The 17,682-nt window shown below is 74.6% G+C and carries 18 protein-coding genes; 5 read left to right on the top strand and 13 right to left on the bottom strand.

Translation table 11 applies throughout. From position 1 onward, the window contains the following. Nucleotides 1–70: 70 nt before the first annotated feature. The 5 genes from tsaE to GA0070620_RS25835 all read right to left on the bottom strand — a co-directional run bounded on the left by tsaE (nt 71) and on the right by GA0070620_RS25835 (nt 4,804). A complete protein-coding gene (gene tsaE, locus GA0070620_RS25855; RefSeq protein WP_091595056.1) occupies nt 71–553 on the bottom strand; it encodes a tRNA (adenosine(37)-N6)-threonylcarbamoyltransferase complex ATPase subunit type 1 TsaE in 483 nt (160 codons plus the stop codon). Next, nucleotides 550–1,635 carry an alpha/beta fold hydrolase gene (locus GA0070620_RS25850; RefSeq protein WP_091595054.1) on the bottom strand — a complete coding sequence of 362 codons (1,086 nt, stop codon included), beginning with the start codon at nt 1,633–1,635 and terminating at the stop codon, nt 550–552. Before GA0070620_RS25850 ends, tsaE begins: the two co-directional genes overlap by 4 nt. A 43-nt stretch (nt 1,636–1,678) precedes the next feature. Continuing rightward, nucleotides 1,679–2,797, bottom strand: a complete 1,119-nt coding sequence (alr, locus tag GA0070620_RS25845; protein WP_091595052.1) for an alanine racemase — start codon at nt 2,795–2,797, stop codon at nt 1,679–1,681. 114 nt (nt 2,798–2,911) lie between these two features. After that, nucleotides 2,912–4,381: an NAD(P)H-hydrate dehydratase gene (locus GA0070620_RS25840; protein WP_091595050.1), complete on the bottom strand. Its 1,470-nt coding sequence runs from the start codon at nt 4,379–4,381 to the stop codon at nt 2,912–2,914. 54 nt (nt 4,382–4,435) lie between these two features. Further along, entirely contained in the window at nt 4,436–4,804 is a 369-nt protein-coding gene (locus GA0070620_RS25835) for a holo-ACP synthase (protein WP_091595048.1), read from the bottom strand. Between the two features lie 153 nt (nt 4,805–4,957). Here GA0070620_RS25835 and GA0070620_RS25830 point away from each other — a divergent pair, with 153 nt between their 5' ends. Both GA0070620_RS25830 and GA0070620_RS25825 read left to right on the top strand, forming a co-directional pair. Beyond that, nucleotides 4,958–5,272: a type VII secretion target gene (locus GA0070620_RS25830; protein WP_231921977.1), complete on the top strand. Its 315-nt coding sequence runs from the start codon at nt 4,958–4,960 to the stop codon at nt 5,270–5,272. Beyond that, entirely contained in the window at nt 5,269–6,873 is a 1,605-nt protein-coding gene (locus tag GA0070620_RS25825; RefSeq protein ID WP_091595043.1) for an alpha/beta hydrolase, read from the top strand. The genes GA0070620_RS25830 and GA0070620_RS25825 overlap by 4 nt, the downstream gene beginning before the upstream one ends. A gap of 120 nt (nt 6,874–6,993) precedes the next feature. On the opposite strand, the gene glmS is transcribed toward GA0070620_RS25825, so the two are convergent. Then, the gene (gene glmS, locus GA0070620_RS25820; protein WP_091595041.1) at nt 6,994–8,907 is read right to left on the bottom strand and encodes a glutamine--fructose-6-phosphate transaminase (isomerizing); all 1,914 of its coding nucleotides are present in this window, start codon (nt 8,905–8,907) and stop codon (nt 6,994–6,996) included. A 252-nt stretch (nt 8,908–9,159) separates the two neighbouring features. Between glmS and GA0070620_RS25815 the strand changes: the two genes are divergently transcribed. From GA0070620_RS25815 to GA0070620_RS25805, 3 genes are read left to right on the top strand one after another with little or no spacing between them, the layout of a single operon-like run. Further along, a complete protein-coding gene (locus tag GA0070620_RS25815) occupies nt 9,160–9,858 on the top strand; it encodes an MmpS family transport accessory protein (protein WP_157741708.1) in 699 nt (232 codons plus the stop codon). A 42-nt stretch (nt 9,859–9,900) separates the two neighbouring features. Next, on the top strand, nt 9,901–10,602 hold the full coding sequence (locus GA0070620_RS25810; protein WP_091595037.1) for an MmpS family transport accessory protein: 702 nt from the start codon (nt 9,901–9,903) through the stop codon (nt 10,600–10,602). Nucleotides 10,603–10,645: 43 nt separating this feature from the next. Continuing rightward, entirely contained in the window at nt 10,646–11,839 is a 1,194-nt protein-coding gene (locus GA0070620_RS25805) for a pyridoxal phosphate-dependent aminotransferase (RefSeq protein WP_091595035.1), read from the top strand. 113 nt (nt 11,840–11,952) lie between these two features. Here the strand turns inward: GA0070620_RS25805 and glmM are convergent, their stop codons facing one another. The 7 genes from glmM to GA0070620_RS25770 all read right to left on the bottom strand — a co-directional run bounded on the left by glmM (nt 11,953) and on the right by GA0070620_RS25770 (nt 17,491). Beyond that, a complete protein-coding gene (glmM, locus tag GA0070620_RS25800) occupies nt 11,953–13,311 on the bottom strand; it encodes a phosphoglucosamine mutase (protein ID WP_091595033.1) in 1,359 nt (452 codons plus the stop codon). 117 nt (nt 13,312–13,428) lie between these two features. Further along, on the bottom strand, nt 13,429–13,893 hold the full coding sequence (rpsI, locus tag GA0070620_RS25795) for a 30S ribosomal protein S9 (protein WP_091595031.1): 465 nt from the start codon (nt 13,891–13,893) through the stop codon (nt 13,429–13,431). A gap of 20 nt (nt 13,894–13,913) precedes the next feature. Further along, nucleotides 13,914–14,357, bottom strand: coding sequence for a 50S ribosomal protein L13 (rplM, locus tag GA0070620_RS25790; RefSeq protein ID WP_091595029.1), 444 nt, complete (start codon nt 14,355–14,357; stop codon nt 13,914–13,916). Nucleotides 14,358–14,548: 191 nt separating this feature from the next. Further along, nucleotides 14,549–15,934, bottom strand: coding sequence for an MFS transporter (locus GA0070620_RS25785; RefSeq protein ID WP_091595027.1), 1,386 nt, complete (start codon nt 15,932–15,934; stop codon nt 14,549–14,551). Nucleotides 15,935–16,113: 179 nt separating this feature from the next. After that, nucleotides 16,114–16,419, bottom strand: coding sequence for a type II toxin-antitoxin system PemK/MazF family toxin (locus GA0070620_RS25780; protein ID WP_172836500.1), 306 nt, complete (start codon nt 16,417–16,419; stop codon nt 16,114–16,116). Beyond that, nucleotides 16,397–16,654 (bottom strand): DUF6364 family protein, encoded by a 258-nt coding sequence (locus GA0070620_RS25775; protein ID WP_091595025.1) that lies wholly within the window; start codon nt 16,652–16,654, stop codon nt 16,397–16,399. Before GA0070620_RS25775 ends, GA0070620_RS25780 begins: the two co-directional genes overlap by 23 nt. A 141-nt stretch (nt 16,655–16,795) precedes the next feature. Then, nucleotides 16,796–17,491: a class I SAM-dependent methyltransferase gene (locus GA0070620_RS25770; protein ID WP_091595023.1), complete on the bottom strand. Its 696-nt coding sequence runs from the start codon at nt 17,489–17,491 to the stop codon at nt 16,796–16,798. Nucleotides 17,492–17,682: the final 191 nt, after the last annotated feature.

The following is a 17,682-nucleotide window of genomic DNA, read 5'->3' as shown; positions in this document are numbered from 1 at the left end:
GGCAACCTTTCACAGTCGGTCGCCATCTTCCTACCAGCCACCACCGACACCCCGTGCCGTGGACGGGCGCTCAGCCGAGCGCGGCGACCCGCTGGGCCCAGTCCCCGCCGACCGGGTCCAGCTCGACGACGCGGGTGTCGTCGTCGCGGCGGTCGATGCGTACGCGCAGGTGCGCGTCGACCAGCTGCTCGACCATGCCCTCGCCCCACTCGACCACGGTGACCGACTGGTCCACCGAGGCGTCCAGGTCGAGGTCGTCGATCTCGGCGCGGGGGTCCGCGGCGTCGCCGAGCCGGTACGCGTCGGCGTGCACGAGCGCGACCCGGCCGCCCCGCTCCGGGTCCGGCCGGTGCACCCGGGCGATCACGAAGGTCGGCGAGGTGATGTCCCCGACCACGCCCAGCCCGGCGCCGATGCCCTGGGTCAGTGCCGTCTTGCCGGCGCCCAGCGGCCCGGTGAGCAGCACCAGGTCACCGGCGCGCAGCACGTCGGCCAGGCGGCGGCCGAACTCCTGCGTGTCGGCGACGGTCGGCAGCTTGACGACCCGACTCACAGCTCCTCCAGGAACGTCCACAGCGCGGCGTTGACCTCGTCCGCGTGCTCCAGCATCACCACGTGCCCACTGTCGGTGATCTTGATGAAATCGGCGTGCGGCAGCCGCCGGACGATCTCCTCCGAGTGGGTCACGGGGGTGATCATGTCCTTGTCACCGACCACCACCAGCACCGGCGTGCGGGCCAGGGCGGCCAGCGCCGGGAACCGGGAGTGGGTTGCCAGCGTACGCAGGTAGCGGGTGACCGTGTCCGCGGAGGTCCGCGAGTTCATCGTCTCCACATACGACACCAGGGCGGGGCTGGGGTTGCGGCTGCCGAACCCGTACTTGCGGGTGAGCAGCCACGCCACGTTGGACGTGGACTTGCGGGCCTTGTCGATGACCGTGCCGCCGTAGCGGGTCGCGTTGCTCATCATGAACAGCACCGGTCCACCGACGCGCCCGAGCAGCGCCGGTGCCACCAGCTTCGTCTCCGCGAGCAGGCCGCCCGAGGTGGCCATCAGCACCGTGCCGACCACCCGGTCGCCGAACATCTCCGGGAACAGCTCGGCGAAGGCCATGATGGTCATCCCGCCCATCGAGTGCCCGACCAGCACCAGCGGCCCCTCCGGGGTGGTGCGGTCGATCACCCGGCGCAGGGTGCGACCGAGCACCTCCAGGTCGTACTCGCCGGTCTCCAGACGGCCCGACCGGCCGTGCCCGGGCTGGTCGTAGACCACCACCCGGTGCTCACCCCGCTCGGTGAGCATCTTGCGCTGGAAGTGAAACGTGCCCATGTCCAGGCAGAAGCCGTGCACCAGCACCACGGTCGGGTTGCCGGGCACCGGCCGCTTCGGCTCGACCACCTCGACGTGGATGTCCGTGCCGTCCGGCAACTCCAGCCGGAACGCGTCGTCGTAGGGCAGCTGCTCGAAGGGCTCGTGCGCGTACGGGTCGGCCGGCGCCGCCTTCGCCCGGCGGACCAGGGCGCGCTCGGTGGCGACGCCGGCCGCGAGCCCGGCCGCCGCGACACCCACCGCGGCGCCGACCACGCCCGCGACCCGGCCGGCCGCGGTCCGCGGCCGGGGAATGCGCGGGCTCACGACACCACCCCGACCCGCGCCCACACGACCCGCTGACCCACGCTCACGGACGCTCGCCGGCGTAGGTCCTCGGCACCCGCGTGCTGCCGAAGCGGGTGACGATCTCGTAGTTGATGGTGCCCACCGCCTCGGCCCAGTCGTCGGCGGTCGGGGAGCCGTCGGCGCCGTCCCCGAAGAGGGTCACCACGTCGCCGGCGGCCACCGCGTCGTCACCGCAGTCGAGCACGAACTGGTCCATGCAGACCCGCCCGGAGATGACCCGCCGCACCCCGCCGAGCTGCACCGGGCCGCTGTTCGACGCGTGCCGGGGCACCCCGTCGGCGTAGCCGAGGGGCACCACGGCCAGGTTGGTGTCGCGCTCGGTGGTGTAGGTGTGGCCGTACGAGACGCCGGTGCCGGCCGGCACCCGCTTGGTCAGCATCACCCGGGCGCGGGCGGTCATCGCGGGACGCAGCCCGAAGGTCTCGCCGGCCACCGGGGAGAGCCCGTAGACGGCCAGCCCGGGTCGCACCAGGTCGAAGTGGGTGTCCGGGCGGGTCAGGGTGGCCGCCGAGTTGGCCAGGTGCCGGTAGCGGGGACGCAGCCCGGCCTGCTCGACCATCGCCAGCCCCTCGTGGAAGACGGCCAGCTGCCGATCCGTCGTCGGGTGGCCGGGCATGTCCGCGTACACGAAGTGGCTCCACACGCCGACCACCTCGATCAGGCCGTCGGCCTGCGCCTTGGCGGCGGCGTCCAGCAGCGCCGGCCAGTCGGCGACGGTCGCGCCGCCCCGGGAGAGTCCCGTGTCGATCTTCAGGTGCAGCTTGGCAGGTCGCCCGGCCCGGCGGCTCGCCTCGATCATCTCGTCGAGCTGCGGCAGGCTCGCGGCCGCCAGGTCGACGTCGGCCGCGACCCCCTCGTGCAGGGGCAGCCCGGGGGCGAGCAGCCACGCCAGCACGGGCGCGGTCACACCGGCCCGACGCAGCGTGAGTGCCTCGTCGAGGGTGCAGACGCCCAGCCAGTCCGCCCCGGCGTCCAGGGCCGCGCGGGCGACCGGGATCATGCCGTGCCCGTACCCGTCGCCCTTGACCACCGTCATCAGCTCGGCGGTGGTGCCGGAGCGCAGGCGGCTCACGTTCTCACGGATCGCGTCAAGATCGACGCGTACCTCGGCCTGCCACATGGCACCAGCCTACTGACCGCCGTGATCAGGCCGTGGCGCGACGCTCGGCACCGCCCGTCGACCGCCCGCACCGGACCGTTCGGCGCCGCCCGCGGACCGGGCGGACCGGGACGCTCAGCCCAGCCGGGCGATGACCGGGCGCAGCGCCGTCGCCACGTCGGGCGCGGTCACCGGGCCGGACCGGGCCGCCTCCCGGCCGGCCAGCCCGTGCAGGTACGCCGCCACGGCGGCCGCCCGCTCCGGTGCCAGCCCGCCGGCGAGCAGCGAACCGAGAAGTCCGGCCAGGACGTCGCCGGTGCCTCCGGTGGCCAGGGCCGACGTGCCGGTCGGGTTGACGTACGCCCGGCCGTCGGGCGTGCCGATCACCGTGCGGTCGCCCTTCAGCAGGACCACGGCGTTCATCCAGGCGGCGAGCCGCAGCGCGGCGGCGACCCGGTCGGCGCCGGGCTGCTCGCCGCTGAGCCGGGCGAACTCGCGGTCGTGCGGCGTCACCACGATGGGCGCGTCCCGCCGGCGCAGCTGCTCGGCGAGCGAACCGTCGACCAGCAGGGTGAGCGCGTCCGCGTCGAGCACCACCGGCACCGGCGCGGCGAGCACCGCCCGCAGCTCGGCGGAGGCGTCGTCACCGGTCCCCAGGCCGGAGCCGCAGACCCACGCCTGCACGCGGCCGGCGTCGGCGACCCGGCCGGTGGCGACCACCGACGGGTGCTGGTGCAGCACCTCGGCCCGGGCGCCACCGGCGTAGCGGACCATTCCGGTCGGCCCGGCCAGCGCGCCCCCGACCGACAGCACCGCGGCACCCGGGTAGGTGGCCGAACCGGTGGCCACGCCCACCACCCCACGGCTGTACTTCTCCGCGGCGGGCCCCCGCGACGGCCACCAGTCGACGACGTCCGACCACTCGGTGACGCGCAGGGCCGGCGTGCCGCGCAGCCAGGGGCCCAGCCCGATGTCGACCAGCTCGACCTGCCCGGCGAGCGGCGCGGCCGGGCCCACCACCAGCGCCGGCTTCAACGCGCCGAAGGTCACGGTCACGTCGGCCCGCACGGCGCTCGGCCGGCCCGACGCGGTCGACGGCACGTCGCCCGTGTCGACCGCGACCCCGCTGGGCACGTCCACCGCCACCACCGTGGCCCGTACGCCGTCCCGGCCCCGGTGCCGGAGCAGGCTGGCCGCCAACTGGTCCGCGGTCTCCCGCAGGCCCCCGGTGCCGCCGATGCCGACGATGCCGTCCAGCACCAGGTCGACCACCGCCGGCGGACGGTCCACCACCCGGCCGCCCGCGGCCCGCAGCGCGGCCAGCCCCTCCGCGTGCGCCCGGCCGGGCGTGACCAGCAGCGCCGACACGGCGGCGCCGCGCCGGGCCAGGTGGGCCCCGGCGTAGAGGGCGTCGCCGCCGTTGTCACCGGAGCCGATCAGCAGCAGCACCGGGGCGCCGTAGACGCCACCCCGGTCGGCGAGCAGCAGCGCGCAGCGGCGGGCCAGCCCGGCCGCCGCCCGCTGCATCAGCGTCCCGGGCGGAAGCGTGGCCATGAGGCCCGCCTCCGCCGCGCGTACGTCGGCCACCCGCCACACCGGTCTCATGCCGTCCGGCCCCCGTCCCACGTCGCGGGCGCGCCCGTCGGCGGCCCGACCATCTCAGCCTTCCGCGACCACCATCGCCGACGCGATCCCGCCGTCGTGGGACAACGAGAGGTGCCAGCGGTTGACTCCCCGCGCGACGGCCGCCGCGGCCACCGTGCCGGAGACGGTCAGCCAGGGCCGACCGTCCCGGTCCGGCACGACCTCGCAGTCGTGCCAGCACAGCCCGGCCGGGGCGCCGAGCGCCTTGGCGACCGCCTCCTTGGCGGCGAACCGGGCGGCGAGCGACTCGGGCGAGCGCGGGCCACCGGAGCGGGTGAGCCGCTCCGCCTCGGTGAAGAGCCGGTCGGCGAGCCGCGGCGTCCGCGCCAGTGCCCGGGCGAACCGGTCCACCAGGACGACGTCGATGCCGACAGCGACGATCACCCGCTCACCCTACCGGCGGTGGCGGCGGCAATTTAGCCGCCGGCTCCGGGCCCGGCAAGGCCTGTGGACAACCCGGCGGTACGACCACCGCCCGCCGTCCACAGGGTGCGCCGGGCCTCCGGCCGCCGCCTAGCGTTCCCGGTGTCGAGGCTGATGGAACGGGGGCACGGGATGATCGACAAGCCGTTGGGGGTCGAGCCGGAGGCGCTGCTCGCCACCGCCCGGGCGATGGACGGCGACGCCGTTCGGCTGGCGCACGGGCTGGCGGGGGTGCCCGGGCTGGCGGTGGCGGCCCCCGGGTGGCGGGCGGGCAACGCGCTCGCCGCGCTGGAGTCAGCCGTGCACGGGTGGCTCGGGCGGTTGGGGGCACGGGTGGCCGGCACGGCGGCGGCGGTCCGGGCGGCGGCCCAGGCCTACGAGGCGGTCGACGAGCGGGCCGCCGGCCGCCTCACCGGCCTGCCCCGGTGACCACCACGGCCCCCGCCGTCGCCTACGCGCAGCTCTGGTCGGCCGATCCCGGGGCGTGGCGCGCGGCGGGCGCCGCCTGGGCCGGGGCAGCCACCCTGGTCGACCGGCGAGCCGGCGAGCTGGCCGACCGGGCGGCGGCGCTGGCCGGCGGCTGGTCGGGGGCGGCGGCGACGGCCGCCGACGGTCGGCTCACCGGCCTCCGCGCCGAGTTGAGCACGATCGCACCGGCGCTGATCGAGGCCGACCAGGTGCTCGCCGAGCACGCCGGGCGGCTCGCGGCGGCCAAGGGGCGGCTGGCGGCGGCGGTGGCCCTGGCCGACGCGTCCGGGCTGTCGATCGACCGCGACGGCCGGGTCTCCGCCGATCCGGCGCGAGCCCGGCCGAGTGAGCGGGACGGCCCGGCCGCCGCCCGGGTCGTCGCGGCGCTGCGGGAGGCGCTGGAGTCGGCCGGTGCCGCCGACCGGGCCGCCGCCGTGCGGTTGGACGCGCTCGCCGCGGCGGCCGGCACGGGTTGGGCGACCCCGCCGCCGCCCGGCCGGCCCGCCCGGGACGCCACGGCGGCCCAGGTCCGGTCCTGGTGGGCGGAGTTGACGCCGCCCCAGCAACGGTGGCTGGTGGCGCACGAGCCGACCCTGGTGGGCCGTCTGGACGGCGTGCCGGTGGCGGCCCGTGACCAGGCCAACCGGCTGCTGCTCGGGGCACGCCGCGCGGAGCTGCTCGCCGAGCGGCGACGCCTGCTCGCCCGGGTGCCGCCCGGCCCGGTCGAGTCGGCCCGCCTGCACCTGGTCGACGGCCGCCTCGCCGGCCTCGACACGCTGGCCGAGCGGCTGGCCGGTCCCGGCGGGCCCCGGGCCTACCTGCTCGGCTTGGACACCGCCGGCGAGGGCCGGGTGGTGGTGGCGCTCGGCGACCCGGACCACGCCGACCGGGTGGTGACGTACGTGCCGGGCATGACGGCCGGTCTCGACGACGCGCCGGGCGAGTTGACCCGGGCGGGGCGGGTGCTGGACCGGTGCGCCGCGCTGGCGCCGGGTGAGCGGAGCGCGGCCGTGCTGTGGCTCGACTACGACGCGCCGGATTTCCTGCACGAGGCGGTCTCGGCCGGCCAGGCCCGGGACGCCGGCCCGGGGCTGCACCGTTTCCAGGAAGGGCTGCGCGCGACGCACGAGGGGCCGCCGGCCCGGCAGACGGTGCTCGGGCACAGCTACGGGTCACTGGTGGTCGGCACGGCCGCGCGGGAGCATGGGCTCGCCGCCGACGCCCTGGTCTTCGTGGGCTCGCCCGGGGTGGGGGCGGCGCACGCCGACGAGTTGCGGGTGCCTCCCGGCCAGGTGTGGGCGAGCACCGCGCCCGACGACGTGATCCGGTTCACCCGCCCACCGGAGGAGCTGACGCTGCGGGCCCTGCGGGGCGTGTCACCGCTGGCCGCCGTCCTGACCGGGCCGGGGCGGAGCGAGCCCGAGCTGTGGTTCGGCGCCGACCCGGCCGGCCCGGCCTTCGGCGGCCGGGTCTTCGACAGCGGCCGGCACGGCCACACCGGCTACTGGGATCCGGACAACCCGGCCCTGGACGGCATGGCCCGCATCGTGCTCGGCCGCTGACCGGCGGCGCGCCCGGCACCCGGGCTCGGCCCGCCCGCACGGCTGCGGGCGCGGATGTGACTCGGGGTCCCGGTCACCGCGGATCGCGGTGGCCGGGACCCCGGTCGGTGTCCGGTGCGGTTACTCGACGGTGACCGACTTGGCGAGGTTGCGCGGCTGGTCGACGTCGTGCCCGCGGGCGGCCGCGATCTCGGCGGCCAGGACCTGCAGCGGCACGGTGGTCACCAGGGGGGCGAGCAGCGTCGGCGTCCGGGGCACGTAGATGAGGTGGTCGGCGTAGCGGACGACCGCCTCGTCGCCCTCCTCCGCGATCACGATGGTCCGGGCACCGCGCGCCCGCACCTCCTGGATGTTGGAGACCACCTTGTCGTGCAGCATCCCGCGGCCGGCCGGGGAGGGCACCACGCAGATGACCGGGGTGCCCTGGTCGATCAGGCCGATCGGGCCGTGCTTCAGCTCGCCGGCGGCGAAGCCCTCGGCGTGCATGTACGCCAGCTCCTTGAGCTTGAGCGCACCCTCCAGCGCCACCGGGTAGCCGACGTGGCGGCCGATGAACAGGATGGTGGGCTCGGCCTTCAGCTCCCGGGCCAGCTCGCGGACGGGCTCGATGCGGTCCAGCAGCTCCCGCAGCTTGCCCGGCATCTCCTGGAGCTGCGCCACGACGGCGCCGACCTCGTCGGCGTACTTGATGCCGCGCACCTGGGCCAGGTGCAGGCCGATCAGGTAGCAGGCGACGAGCTGGGTGAGGAACGCCTTGGTGGAGGCGACGGCGATCTCGGGCCCGCCGTGCGTGTAGAGGACCGCGTCGGACTCGCGCGGGATCGTGGACCCGTTGGTGTTGCAGATGGCGAGCACCCGGGCCTTCTGCTCCTTGGCGTGCCGCAGCGCCATCAGCGTGTCCATCGTCTCGCCGGACTGCGAGATCACCACGATCAGCGTGGACCGGTCGAGGACCGGGTCGCGGTAGCGGAACTCGCTGGCCAGCTCGACCTCGCAGGGAATGCGGGTCCAGTGCTCGATGGCGTACTTGGCGACCATGCCGGCGTGGTACGAGGTGCCACAGGCGACGACGAAGATCTTGTCGACGTCGCGCAGATCCTGGTCGCTGAGACGGACCTCGTCGAGGGCGATCTCGCCGGTCTCGCTGAGCCGGCCGAGCAGCGTGTCGGCGATGGCCTGCGGCTGCTCCTCGATCTCCTTGAGCATGAACCAGTCGTAGCCGCCCTTCTCGGCGGCCGACGAGTCCCAGTCGATGTGGAAGTCCTTGCCGCTCGCCGGCTGGCCGTCGAAGTCGGTGATCTCGATGGTGTCACCGGTGATCAGCACGATCTGGTCCTGGCCGAGCTCCACCGCCTCGCGGGTGTGCTCGATGAACGCGGCGACGTCGGAGGCGAGGTAGTTCTCCCCCTTGCCCCGGCCGACCACCAGCGGCGAGTTGCGCCGGGCGCCGACGACCGCGCCGGGCACCGCCGAGTCGACGGCGAGCAGGGTGAACGCGCCCTCCAGGCGCTGGCACACCACGCGCATGCCGGCGGCGAGCAGCTGCGGGCCCTCCGGGTGACCGGCGGCGCGCAGGTCGGCCAGCGCGGCGGCGAGCAGGTGCGCCGCGCACTCGGTGTCGGTGTCGCTGGTGAACTGGACGCCGTCGGCCTCCAGCTCGGCGCGCAGCCGCGCGAAGTTCTCGATGATGCCGTTGTGGATCACCGCGACGCGGCCGTCGCCCGCGACGTGCGGGTGGGCGTTGCGGTCGGTGGGGCCGCCGTGGGTGGCCCAGCGGGTGTGCCCGATGCCGGTGGTGCCGTCGCCGATGCCGATCGGGCTGGCCGCGCAGGACGTCGGGTCGTCGGCGGCCCGCTCGGAGAGTACCTTCTCCAGGTTGGCCAGCTTGCCGGCCTTCTTCTCGGTCAGCAGCTCGCCGTCACACACGATGGCGACGCCCGCCGAGTCGTAGCCGCGGTACTCCAGCCGCCGCAGCCCGTCCAGCACGATGCCGAGCGCCGGTCGCGCGCCGGCGTAACCCACGATTCCACACATGGTCCGCAGCCTAACCCAGTTTCGCTCATCGCGCGTGCGCGAAAGCACCGTAAACGATCACTGACTTTGAGCGAACTTCCCCGCCGCCGCGCCCTCGGCCGGACGACCCGGCCCTGGAAGGCGGCGACGCGGACACTCACCGGCCCCCGCCTACCCGTACATTGAGGGCCGCAACCGGCGAGGCGGCGACAACCTCGCCGGCCACCCCGACTGCGCCGCGGCCCCGCCGCGTCCATCCCCGGAGCAGAACAGATGTCCGAGGTGTCACCCTCCGGCGACCCCACCCCGTCGACCGGAACGGCCCCGGGTCCCTGGGCGCCACCCGACCCCGGCGTGTGGTCGAGCACCCCCGCCCACGCGCCGCACACCCCGGCCGCGTCCGCGCCGCCGATCCCGCCGCCCGGCTGGGCCGCGCAGCCGCCCGCACCAGGCCCCGGGGCGTACGGGCAGCCGTGGCCCCACGCGCCCGTGCCCCGCCGCCGATCGGGTCGGGCCGGCGTGCTGATCGCCGCCGCGACCGTCCTGGTCCTGGTCGTCTGCGGCGCGATCGGCGCCGCCACCCTGATCCGGTACGCGCAAGCACCCGACCCGGGCGGACCGGTCATCGACCAGCCCTACGCCCAGCCGCCGTACGTCGACGACGACGAGCCGTGGGCGGAGCCGCCCGCGACCACCCCCTCCGGCGCCCCCGGTACGGTCCGGGTGGTCTACGAGGTCACCGGACGGGGGCTGGTCGACCTGGAGTACTACGACGCCAACGGTGACTTCGTGCAGGAGGCCGAGGTGCCACTGCCCTGGCGACTGAACCTGCGGGTGCGTACGGCCGACCGGGTGATGGTGCTGGCGCACCGTTACCCCGAGGAGGGGCCGGTGACCTGCCGGATCACCGTCGACGGGCGGACCGTCGAGGAGGTACGGGGAGGCCAGTGGGGCGCGAGTTGCTTCGGGTGACCGGAACACGCCCGGCGGCGGACCACGAGCGAGGAGAGCAGCATGTCGGAGGGCACCCCGTCGCCCGAGCCGTCCCCCTGGGCGCCGCTGGACCCACCGTCGGCGTCGCCCGCCGCCGCCTCGGACCGCTGGCTCCCGACCCCCACTGCCGGATCGGCCGGCGCGGCCGGTGACGCGGCGGCCCGTGCTGGGGCGGCCGGCCCTCCCACGGGAGACGACAGCCCGACCGGCGGGGCGCGTGCACCGGCGCGACGGCGTCCGACCCGGCGCGTCCTGACCGGTGTCGCGCTCGCGGCGGCGCTGCTGCTCGGGGCGGCGGGATTCGGCGTGTACGGCATGCCGGGCGACGCCCCCTCCCCCGACGCGCCCGCCGAGGTCGACTCCTGGTACGCGGACGACACCGACCCGCGGGCCCCGGACCCGCCGGCACCCGGCCGCCCGGCGAGCCCGGCGGCCACGCCGTCCACCGGTCCGGGGCGGGACAGCGTCGTCTACGAGGCGACCGGCCAGGGACGGGCCGACGTCCTCTACGTCGACGCCAACGGTGATCCGGTCTGGCTGGACGGGGTGCGGCTGCCGTGGCGGACGCGCATCCGCACCGACCACGCGGACCGGCTCATGGTGCAGGTCAACAGGACGGACGACAGCGGGCCGACCATCGCCTGCTCGCTCCGGGTCAACGCGGCGCAGCCGGTGACGGAGGAGGCCACCAGCATCGGCTGGCGCGCCAGCTGCTTCGGCTGAGCGGCCTCTGGACCGGGTGCGCCTGGGCCGTAGGCTGGCGGACGTGACGACGACCACCGATGTCGACCCGCTGGTGGCCCGGATGCGGCCGTTCGGCACGACCATCTTCGCCGAGATGTCCGCGTTGGCCGTCCGCACCGGCGCGGTCAACCTGGGGCAGGGCTTCCCGGACACCGACGGCCCGCCGGAGATGCTGGCCGCCGCGGCGGAGGCGCTGCGCACGGGGCAGAACCAGTACCCGCCGGGGCCGGGCATCCCGGCCCTGCGCGCGGCGGTCGCGGCGCACCAGAGCCGCTTCTGGGGACTGGAGTACGACCCGGACGGCGAGATCGTCGTGACGGCGGGTGCCACCGAGGCGGTCGCGGCCGCGGTCCTGGCCCTCTGCGAGCCGGGTGACGAGGTGGTCTGCTTCGAGCCGTACTACGACTCGTACGCCGCCTCGATCGCCCTGGCCGGCGCGGTCCGCCGGCCGGTCACCCTGCGCCCCACCGACGACGGCCGGTACGCCTTCGACCCGGCGGCGCTGCGCGCGGTGTTCGGGCCGCGTACGCGGCTGGTGCTGCTGAACTCGCCGCACAATCCGACCGGGAAGGTCTTCACGCCGGCCGAGCTGGCGCTGGTCGCCGACCTCTGCCGGGAGCACGACGCGTACGCGGTGACCGACGAGGTGTACGAGCACCTCGTCTACACCGACGCGGAGAGCCCGCACGTGCCGCTGGCCACGCTGCCGGGTATGCGGGAGCGGACACTGCGGATCTCGTCGGCCGGCAAGACCTTCTCCTGCACCGGCTGGAAGGTCGGTTGGGCGAGCGGCCCGGGCGCGCTGGTCTCCGCGGTGCTCCGGGTGAAGCAGTTCCTGACCTTCGTCAACGCGTCCCCGCTGCAACCCGCGGTGGCGGTGGCGCTGGCCCTGGGCGACGACTACTTCGACGGGTTCCGGGCCGACCTCCAGGCCCGCCGGGACCAACTGGTCGGCGGTCTCACCGACGCCGGCTTCGACGTGCTCGCGACGCAGGGGACGTACTTCGTGACCGCCGACGTCACCGCCCTCGGCGGGCGGGACGGCGTGGATTTCTGTCGTTCGCTGCCCGAGCGGTGCGGCGTGGTGGCGGTGCCGACGCAGGTCTTCTACGACGACGTCGAGGCGGGCCGGCGGCTGGTCCGGTTCGCGTTCTGCAAGCGCCCCGAGGTGCTCGCCGAGGCGGTCACCCGGCTGCGTCGGCTCTCGGCGGGCTGACCCGGGTGGCGGCGGGTCGGGTCGCGCCGAGGGTGGCGAGCAGCGTGCCACCGTCGGCGAGGACCCGGCCGACACGTACGACCGGGTCGCTCGCCTGCGGTTGTGACGGCCTCCTACGCGGTGGCGGGGCTGGCGGTGCGGACCTGCTCGGCGATCCGCTCGGCGACCGACCGGGCGACCGTCTCCGTGGCCGCCTCGACCATCACCCGAACCAACGGCTCGGTGCCCGACGGGCGCAGCAGCACGCGGCCGGTGCCGCCGAGTTCCGCCTCGGCCCGCTCGACCTCGGCGCGGACGGCCGGTGCGGCGGCGCCGACGGTCCGGTCGCCCACCGGCACGTTGATCAGCACCTGCGGGAGCTTCGTCACCACGGCGGCCAGGTCGGCCAGGGAACGGCCGGTGGCCGCCATCCGCGACATCAGGTGCAGGCCGGTCAGCACGCCGTCGCCGGTGGTGGCGTAGGCGGGCATCACGATGTGGCCGCTCTGCTCGCCGCCGAGCGCCAGCCCGGAAGCGCGCAGCTCCTCCAGGACGTACCGGTCGCCGACCTTCGTCTCGATCAGTCGGATGCCCTCGGCGGACATCGCCAGCCGCAGGCCGAGGTTGCTCATCACCGTCGCCACGAGCGTGTCGTCGGTCAGCGTGCCCGCCTCGCGCATGGCCAGCGCGAGGATCGCCATGACCTGGTCGCCGTCGACCTCGTCACCCGCGGCGGTCACCGCCACGCACCGGTCGGCGTCACCGTCGTGGGCGATGCCCAGGTGCGCGCCGTGTTCGAGCACGGCGGCGCGCAACGCCTCGATGTGGTTGGAGCCGCACTCGTCGTTGATGTTGAGCCCGTCCGGCTCGGCGTGGATCGCGATCACCTCGGCGCCGGCCTCGCGGTAGGCGACGGGGGCGACCTCGGCCGCGGCGCCGTTCGCGCAGTCGACCACGACCTTGATGCCGTCGAGCCGGTGCGGGACCGTGCCGACCAGGTGCTGCACGTAGTGGTCCGCACCGTCGAGCAGGTCGTGCACCCGTCCCACGCCGGCGCCGACCGGGCGGTCCCAGGCGCTGGCGGCGTTGGCCTCGACGGCTGCCTCGATCTTCATCTCCAGCTCGTCGGGCAGCTTGTGCCCACCGGCCGCGAAGAGCTTGATCCCGTTGTCCGGCATGGGGTTGTGCGAGGCGGAGAGCATGACGCCCAGGTCCGCCTTCGCCTCGGCGGTGAGGTACGCGACCGCCGGGGTCGGCAGCACGCCCACCCGGATCACGGTGGCCCCGGCGCTGGTCAGCCCCGCCACGACCGCGGCCTCCAGCATCTCGCCGCTGGCCCGGGTGTCCCGACCCACCACCGCGACGGGCGGATGGCTCCGATCTGTCTCGGCGAGTGTGTGCGCGGCCGCGACCGCCACCGCGAGAGCCAACTCCGGGGTGAGATCCACATTCGCCCGCCCGCGGACGCCGTCCGTGCCGAACAACCGACCCATACCCGCCAACCTCCGATGACACTGCCGATGCGAGGTGAAGACGGAAACGGCCGGCCCACCTCCCGGCGAGGGGAGGCGGACCGGCCGTCCGTCAGACGTACAACGTGCCGCTGAAGATCAGCGCTTCGAGTACTGAGGAGCCTTACGGGCCTTCTTGAGGCCGTACTTCTTGCTCTCCTTGACCCGGGCGTCCCGGGTCAGGAAGCCGGCCTTCTTGAGGGCCGGGCGGTCGTCCGGCTCGTTGACGATCAGCGCCCGGGCGATGGCGAGCCGCAGCGCGCCGGCCTGGCCGGTGATGCCGCCACCCCGCAGGTTGGCGATGACGTCGAACGTCTCCGGCTTCTCGGCGGTGACCAGCGGGTCCTTGATCAGCTGCTGGTGCACCTTGCTCGGGAAGTAGGCCTCGAGGTCGCGGCCGTTGCAGGTGATCTTGCCGGAGCCCGGAACGATGCGGACCCGGACGATGGCCTCCTTGCGGCGACCCACGGTCTGGATCGGCCGGTCACCACGAGGCGCGCGGGCGACGGGCGCCGGCGCCTCGGTGGCCTCGGGGGCAACCTCGGTGGCGGTGATGTCGGTCATGCTGTTTCCTTCGCCCGCGCTCACTGCGCGATCTGCTTGATCTCGAACGGCACCGGCGACTGCGCGGCGTGCGGGTGCTCAGCACCGGCGTAGACCTTCAGCTTCTTGAGGAGCTGACGGCCGAGCTTGTTGTGCGGGAGCATCCCCTTGACGGCCAGCTCGATGGCCCGCTCGGGACGCTTGGTCAGCAGCTCGTCGTAGCCGACCTGCTTCAGACCACCCGGGTAACCGGAGTGCCGGTAGGCGATCTTGGTCTGGCGCTTGTTGCCGGTCAGCGCGACCTTGCCCGCGTTCACGATGACGACGAAGTCGCCCGTGTCGACGTGCGGCGCGAAAGTCGGCTTGTGCTTACCACGCAGCAACGTGGCGGCGTGGGTGGCCAGGCGGCCCAGCACGACATCAGAGGCGTCGATGACGTGCCACTGACGCTCGATCTCACCCGGCTTCGGGCTGTACGTACGCACAGGTCTACCTTGTCTCGTCGTCGGTCTGGGGTCGCGCGCCGAGGTCACCAGGCGCGCACGAACGACCAAGCGTACCTGATGTGGCACGCCTCTGGATGTCGTACAACAGCAGGCAACGATACCCGGCGCCCGGTCGGCTGGTCAAAACGGGGTCCCGCCACGCGTGGCCCGCGCCGGGACGGTGGCCCGCGTCACACTCCGGGCAGCCGGCGCGCCCCCGGACGCAGGTAGACCAGCCACGTCACGCCGAAGCAGACCGCGTAGCCGACGATGAAGGCGACGTAGGCCGCGTCCGCGTCGCCGCGGGTCAGGAACGACTGCCGGAACGCGACGTTCACCAGCAGCCCGCCGGAGGCGCCGACCGCCCCGGCGATCCCGATCAGCGCACCGGTCATCCGGGTCGACCAGCGCCGCGCCGCCGCCGGGTCCCGTCGGCCGGCACTCACCGCGGTCGCCGCCCGGGCCCGGAAGATGGCCGGGATCATCTTGTACGTCGAGCCGTTGCCGATGCCGGAGAAGACGAAGAGGGCCAGGAACCCGGCCAGGTAGAGCCCGAAGGACCGCTCCCGGGCCGCGTACAGCACCACGGCGGCGCCGGCGGCCATCGCGACGAAGTTCCAGAACGTCACCCGGGCCCCGCCGAGCCGGTCGGCCAGGTGCCCGCCGAGCGGCCGGATCAGGGAGCCCGTCAACGGGCCGAGGAAGGTCAGCCAGGCGGCGTCGACGGGAGTGGGGAAACGGTCGGCGAACTGGAGTTGGAGCACCTGACCGAAGGCGAAGCCGAACCCGATGAACGACCCGAAGGTCCCGACGTACAGCAGCGACATGATCCACGCGTGCGGGTCGCGGGCCGCCTCGCGCAGCGCGCCGGGTTCGTTGCGGGCACCGGGGACGTTGTCCAGCCAGCGCACCGCGGCCAGCGCGGCGAGCACGATCAGCGGCAGGTAGACCGCGGGCACCAGCCGGGGGTACGCGGCTCCGGCGGTGGCCAGCACGGCCAGGCCGACGACCTGCACCGCGGGTACCCCGAGGTTGCCCCCGCCGGCGTTGAGCCCGAGCGCCCTGCCCTTGAGGCGCGCCGGGTAGAAGAGGTTGATGTTCGCCATGGACGAGGCGAAGTTGCCCCCGCCGACGCCGGTCAGGCAGGCCAGCACCATCAGCGTGGAGTAGGACACCCCCGGCTCCAGCAACACCGTCATCGGCACCGCCGGCACCAGCAGCAGCAACGCGCTCACGACGGTCCAGGTCCGCCCGCCGAACCGGGCCACCGCCAGGGTGTACGGCAGCCGCAGCACCGCCCCCAGCGCGGCCGGCACCGCGGTGAGCAGGAATTTGCCGGCCGGGTCGATGCCGTACTCGGGGCCGAGGAAGAGCACCAGGACTGACCAGAGGCTCCACACCGAGAAGCCGACGTGCTCGGCGAAGATCGAGACGTACAGGTTGCGGCGGGCGACGCGCGCTCCGGTCGTCCGCCAGAAGTCGGGGTCCTCCGGACGCCAGTCGTCGAGCCGGCGCGGCCGCCGTCGGGCGGTCGGCCGGGTCTCGGGTACGGCGGTCGTGCTGACGAGCGTGCTCACGGGGTGGCTCCTCCCGCTGCGGGAGTGCCCACCGCGCCGGCGCCGCCGGGCCCGGTGGCCACTCGTCGGCCTGGTCGCCAGGACGCTAGGCAGGGCCGGTTACCCGGGCGTGCCCGCCGCGGGTCGGGCGGGAAACGGAGACCGCACCGACGCTCGTGGCCGGCGGTGAGCCGGCGGGGTCAGAGCTGTTGCAGGATGCGCAGCGCGCGGCCGACCCGGAGCATGGTGTCGGCGTCGGCGACGTCGACGCACTCGGTGAACCACTTCTTCATCGGTGAGGAGATCCGGTCGGGCATCACCACGTAGCCGCCCATCGCCACGGCGAGCGGCGAGTCACGCAGCAGCGCCTGTTCGACCACCTCGACCACGATCACGATGGGCACCTCGGTGGAGTTGTAGACGTCCGAGCTGATCACCAGCCCGAGTCGTTCCCGGGCGCCCTCGATGCGCCAGACCTCGCCCCTACGCAGCACGCGGGCGACCACCGAAGAGCAGGTCGTCGACCATGCCCACCTCGCTCGCGTCGGCGAGGGCGGCCGATTCCACGTCGAGGCCGGCGCGGCGCACGGCGGCGGCGTGCGCGGCGAAGACCTCGCGCAGCGCCTTCTCCCGGGCCGCCTGGTCCATCCACGCCGAGAGCGACAGCCCTTCGCGTTTGGCGAACCGCCGGGCCTCCTCGATCGTCTCGTCCGAGAACGACAGGGTCACCTTGGCAGTCATAGGCGGAAGATTACCCAACGGTATGACCGGTAGTCATCCCGTGCGTCGTCCGGCCAGGCACCGGAGACGCCAGAACGCCCACCGGGAGCATCGGGGCGCGAAACGGTCACGTGCGCGGGCCCGGGGGCGCGCTGCCGGAGGTCAGGCCGCGCGCCCGCCGAAGACGGCGAACCGCCACTCCTTGAAGAAGCAGTCCACGTCGACCAGCCCCGCCTCGGTCAGCCAGTCGCACTGGGCGGCCACCGGGGCCGGCCGGTCGTACGCCATCCGGGCCCGCGCCGCGGCGATCTCCTCGTCGTCCGAGCCGAGCGCGCGGATCCGCTCCCGCCAGACCTCGTCGTAGCGCCGGTCCAGCCCGGGGGTCGGTCCGGCCACCTGCTCGGCGTTGACGAAGACGCCGCCGGGCCGCAGGTGGGCGGGCAGCCGACGGTAGAGCGCCCGTTTGCCGGTGTCGTCGAGGTGGTGGATGGCCAGGGCGCTGACCACGGCGTCGTAACGGCCGGGCGGCAGTGGGTCGGCCAGGTCGGCGCGCACCGTGCGGTGCGGCACGCCCCACGCGCCCAGGTGGTCGGCGGCGACCGCGAGCATCGCCGGCGCGGCGTCGACCAGGGTCAGCCGGATCCCGGGCACCGCCGCGGCGAGCAGCAGGGAGAGCAGGCCGGTGCCGGCCCCCAGGTCCAGCACCTCGGGTGTGCGCCCGGCGGCCGACGCGGCGCGCAGCGGCGGCGCGGCCACCTCGACGGCGGCGCCGTAGAAGGCGTCGAAGCAGGGCACGAGTCGGCGACGGGCCTCGTCGTAGGTGCCGGCGACGGCGTCGAAGGCATCGGCGACGGTCATACCGACCTCCCATAATGTAGGAACATCGTCCCATATTCTAGATGCTGCGAACCGGTGCGTCACCGCCGTGCGGTGTGAGGCGCTCGTGACAGGACCGAAACAGGAGAGACCCGGCCCGGAAACCGCCCGGCGGCACGCTTTGCCGACATGACAGACGGTGCACGGTCGGCGACTCGACCGGGGCGCACGCC

Source organism: Micromonospora krabiensis, assembly GCF_900091425.1.
GTDB classification, from domain to species: Bacteria; Actinomycetota; Actinomycetes; order Mycobacteriales; family Micromonosporaceae; genus Micromonospora; species Micromonospora krabiensis.
The sequence above is the reverse complement of the archived record's forward strand: the minus strand, read 5'-3'. Positions and strand labels throughout refer to the sequence as shown.

Coding starts and splice junctions, on each gene's coding strand:
- alr (WP_091595052.1), bottom strand. CDS start 2,797: ATGTGGCAGGCCGAGGTACGCGTCGATCTTGACGCGATCCGTGAGAAC.
- GA0070620_RS25840 (WP_091595050.1), bottom strand. CDS start 4,381: ATGAGACCGGTGTGGCGGGTGGCCGACGTACGCGCGGCGGAGGCGGGC.
- GA0070620_RS25830 (WP_231921977.1), top strand. CDS start 4,958: ATGGAACGGGGGCACGGGATGATCGACAAGCCGTTGGGGGTCGAGCCG.
- glmS (WP_091595041.1), bottom strand. CDS start 8,907: ATGTGTGGAATCGTGGGTTACGCCGGCGCGCGACCGGCGCTCGGCATC.
- GA0070620_RS25815 (WP_157741708.1), top strand. CDS start 9,160: ATGTCCGAGGTGTCACCCTCCGGCGACCCCACCCCGTCGACCGGAACG.
- GA0070620_RS25810 (WP_091595037.1), top strand. CDS start 9,901: ATGTCGGAGGGCACCCCGTCGCCCGAGCCGTCCCCCTGGGCGCCGCTG.
- glmM (WP_091595033.1), bottom strand. CDS start 13,311: ATGGGTCGGTTGTTCGGCACGGACGGCGTCCGCGGGCGGGCGAATGTG.
- rpsI (WP_091595031.1), bottom strand. CDS start 13,893: ATGACCGACATCACCGCCACCGAGGTTGCCCCCGAGGCCACCGAGGCG.
- GA0070620_RS25775 (WP_091595025.1), bottom strand. CDS start 16,654: ATGACTGCCAAGGTGACCCTGTCGTTCTCGGACGAGACGATCGAGGAG.
- GA0070620_RS25770 (WP_091595023.1), bottom strand. CDS start 17,491: ATGACCGTCGCCGATGCCTTCGACGCCGTCGCCGGCACCTACGACGAG.